At 61.9% G+C, this 2,536-nt stretch carries 4 protein-coding genes; all 4 read right to left on the bottom strand.

Annotated features, from left to right (window positions below):
- Positions 1–6 precede the first annotated feature (6 nt).
- Positions 7–1,056, bottom strand: coding sequence for a multidrug transporter subunit MdtN (gene mdtN, locus JCM25143_RS14880; RefSeq protein ID WP_035371503.1), 1,050 nt, complete (start codon positions 1,054–1,056; stop codon positions 7–9).
- A gap of 2 nt (positions 1,057–1,058) precedes the next feature.
- On the bottom strand, positions 1,059–1,271 hold the full coding sequence (locus tag JCM25143_RS20305; RefSeq protein ID WP_035371501.1) for a YtcA family lipoprotein: 213 nt from the start codon (positions 1,269–1,271) through the stop codon (positions 1,059–1,061).
- A 73-nt stretch (positions 1,272–1,344) separates the two neighbouring features.
- A complete protein-coding gene (locus tag JCM25143_RS14870) occupies positions 1,345–1,641 on the bottom strand; it encodes a hypothetical protein (RefSeq protein WP_234395354.1) in 297 nt (98 codons plus the stop codon).
- Positions 1,642–1,810: 169 nt separating this feature from the next.
- The coding region (locus tag JCM25143_RS22520) for a hypothetical protein (RefSeq protein WP_025861800.1) at positions 1,811–2,536 on the bottom strand (726 nt) is incomplete at its 5' end.

Here is a 2,536-nt window from a genome sequence, read left to right as displayed (position 1 = left end):
GCGGGCTCAGTGACAGGCGGCGCCATGGCGGATCTCGACCGTGGCGGTAGCGCCCATGCGCATGAGCAGGGTAGGGGGAGCAATCAGGCGAATACGCACGGGAAAGCGCTGCGCCACATGCACCCAGTCCATTTCGCGCAGAACTAGCGGCAGGGTGCGGCCCATACCACTGGAATCGGTAGACATGACACCCCAGCCGATACTAGCCACTTTGCCTTCAATCGGGGTTTTGCGGTCGATCATGGAATAGACCGTAACGCACTGTCCGGGGCTGACGGCGCTCAGTCTGGTTTCGCGCAGGTTGGCCACGGCGTACCACGCATCATCACTGATGAGCGTGAACAGAACCTGCGAGGGCATGAGGATTTCGCCGGTTTTTACCCGTAGGCTGGTAATATAGCCATCAGCCGGGGCCTGCACGCGCGTCTGGCGCAGTTCATACCGGGCACGGGCCAGCACGGCCTGACTGGCCGCCAGAGCGGCTTCGGCACTGGCCAGATCGCCAACGGCGACATCCGCCGCCGAGGACTGCTGCTGTGCCTGTGTTACGGAAAGCCCCGCATCGCTCTGCACAACGCGGGCCTGATCATATTGCTGCCAGGGAATGAAAGACTGCGCGGCCAGAGGGGCCAGTCGTGCCGCGGTACGATCAGCCAGATCACGGTTGCTCTGGGCCTTGCTAACCTGTGCGCGCGCCGTGGCGGCCTGCGCCATCCGTACCGCCAGCAGGCGCTTCTGGTTGGCCAGCTCGGCAGTGGCAAGGGCGACATTGGCCTCCGCCTGCTTGACGGTCAGCTCATACGGCTCGGGGTCGATCACATAGAGCGGCTGGCCTTTGTGGACATGCTGGTTTTCATGCACGCCCAGTTCGATTAGCCGCCCACCCACGACGGAGGCAACATGCACCACCTCGGCATCCAGCGAGCCGCTGTCGCTGGAGGGATAGGCACTGTTGCGGCGGGCAACATACAGGCTGGCCAGTGTGGCGGCGATGATGCACAGTAGCGCGATGACAATACCGCCGCGTTTTCTGGCGGTCATGGAAACCTGTTTCATGCTCATGGCCCAAAAACCCCGACCCAGAGCGCCAGAGCGGCCAGCACCCCCAGTGATACATAGGTAAACAGCCGCAGGCTTAAGAGCCTATCAAGGTCTGTGAAAATAAAGGCTGTGCGCAGCCCGATTGCCGTGGCGATACCGAAGAGCGAGCAGACCATCCATGCAGGAAAATAGGCCCCCACAATCGGGAACGAGGGCGCTTCCCGGCTCATGCACCCACTCAGTAGGCTGAGCAGGGGCAGCAGGACCGCCGGGCGGAAAAATGCTTGTATGGCTTTAATGATTTTATCCCGCCTGCTTTTTCGGTTTTTTGCCGGGTTTAGGCTTCCGGTCCGGATCAGGTGTAAACATGGCCTGACAGCCGGGAGAAAGCTGGTCAAATTTCTTTTCCATGCAGGCGGTTATCTTGCGCTCGTTGGGAATATAGAGCGTGCACAGGCGCATGGCGTCTTTTTTACAGGCTTTGGTCTGTTCTTCTTTTGTGGCAGCCAGCGCGGAGCCTGCGGACAGGGTGGAGAGAAACAGAAAGACCGTGGGAAGAATGATTTTGCCTTTTCCCATGACACGGGCTGTTCTGTGCATGATCGTCTCTCCTCAGGGGCGGGCCGGTTTTGAGTGAGGCAATATTTTCACACAGTGGATTAATAAAGGCTTACCCTGCGCAATAATAACGCGGCATTCCAGTAATTTCCACCATTGTCGGGCGGGGGGCTGCCCCGCCCTTACCGAGTGGCCTGAGGTGATGTGTACGTCAGGGAGCAGGGGTTGGTAGTGGGGTGTTGGTGCGGCCTGAATATCGGTCGATAATCTGCCGTGCGGCGGCGGCGGCCTCATGGGCGGTGTTGGGCGCGGTTTCGCCCCAGTCGCCATCGAGCGCATGGGCGTGGATGTCGTGCAACTGCGTGATGCCGCCTGCTTCCTGCCCGGCTGCGTCATGCAGCGTCCAGATGATGTCCAGATGCTGGCGGGCCTGCCCATCGCTATCAGGCGGGGCATCGCTTACGCGCACTGTGCAGTTCAGGGTGTAGTCCGCCTGCGCGCGGTGGTGGGTCAGCGTATCGTGGGTATCGGGGAAAGCCGCGCGGAAAGCGCTGGCCAGAGCTGTGTTCCCCTTACCGGGCGCGCCTGTAACACCGCTGAAGAAAACCCGTGCGGGGCGGTGCTTCAGGCTGTTGGGGTCTTGCTCCATGGCCGCGGCCTGAATACCCGTCAGCAGGCTGGCGATACGGGGTGCTGCATCCTGTGCCATGCCGGACAATATGGCGGGGCTGACGGTGCCGCCACCATCGGGCTGCCAGAGGGTCTGGGCAATGCCCGCGCCATCTTGTGCTGCACGCGGGGTGCTGGCCGGGGTCATGATGGTGTAGATGGGAATGACCTGCCCGCCCGCCTGCCGTGTCTGGAGCCGGAGCCACCATGCACCGGCTGTTGCAGGCCGGGCGGAGGCGGCAACGCTCTGCCTTGCAGGGCCTGCGCC

Source organism: Acetobacter papayae JCM 25143, assembly GCF_000613285.1.
Taxonomy (GTDB): domain Bacteria; phylum Pseudomonadota; class Alphaproteobacteria; order Acetobacterales; family Acetobacteraceae; genus Acetobacter; species Acetobacter papayae.
This window is presented reverse-complemented; position numbering and strand designations above follow the sequence as displayed.

What these genes read in the sequence shown, in the direction of transcription:
- mdtN (WP_035371503.1), bottom strand. Translation starts at nt 1,056, where the DNA reads ATGAAACAGGTTTCCATGACCGCCAGAAAACGCGGCGGTATTGTCATC.
- JCM25143_RS20305 (WP_035371501.1), bottom strand. Translation starts at nt 1,271, where the DNA reads ATGAGCCGGGAAGCGCCCTCGTTCCCGATTGTGGGGGCCTATTTTCCT.
- JCM25143_RS14870 (WP_234395354.1), bottom strand. Translation starts at nt 1,641, where the DNA reads ATGCACAGAACAGCCCGTGTCATGGGAAAAGGCAAAATCATTCTTCCC.